The organism is Dellaglioa sp. CoH-57-MRSF-21, assembly GCF_056781915.1.
This window is the reverse complement of record NZ_JBXAXU010000053.1, coordinates 1-492: the sequence shown is the minus strand read 5'-3', so window position 1 is coordinate 492 and position 492 is coordinate 1. Positions and strand designations below refer to the sequence as shown.

General features: G+C 55.4%; 1 protein-coding gene. It reads right to left on the bottom strand.

Annotation, left to right across the window (positions count from 1 at the left end):
- Positions 1-234 (bottom strand): hypothetical protein (locus AC1RPQ_RS07870; RefSeq protein ID WP_481762244.1); only part of this gene is annotated, 234 nt, incomplete at its 3' end.
- Between the last annotated feature and the right edge of the window lie 258 nt (positions 235-492).

Below are 492 nucleotides of genomic sequence, written 5' to 3'. Positions count from 1 at the left end.
GGACACCGGAACCGATGATCCAAGAAGTGCAGTAGTAGACCCAATGGCAAATGTGGCTACCCCTATCTGAGTCCCGTTCTTCTTGATGATGAACACCGAGTTATTGGCAGCTGGACTCAGGGCCTTGACATTAGAACCCGGAATGCTTACAGGTATAGTGAATGCGGCAGCTGCACAGTGCACCATAAGAACTTCATTGGGCACGTTTGTTGTGCCTTCAACAAATAGCGACACTGCGTACGTCTTCATTGGTGCCTGTAGCGGTACACCAGACGATGGCCATGCCGTTGTTTTAGGACCCCATAGCACCGAAGTATCGGTCTGCAAATAGAAGTCGCCTGGTGCGCCGAGTGTGTTTGACGGAGCACCAGTCCCGTTCCATATAGTGTTGCCATTCGCNCCCGGCGCACCCGCTATACCAGCATCACCTTTAGGACCTTGCGGACCCGTAGCGCCCGCGGCACCCGCGGCTCCAGCGACGCCTTGGGGACC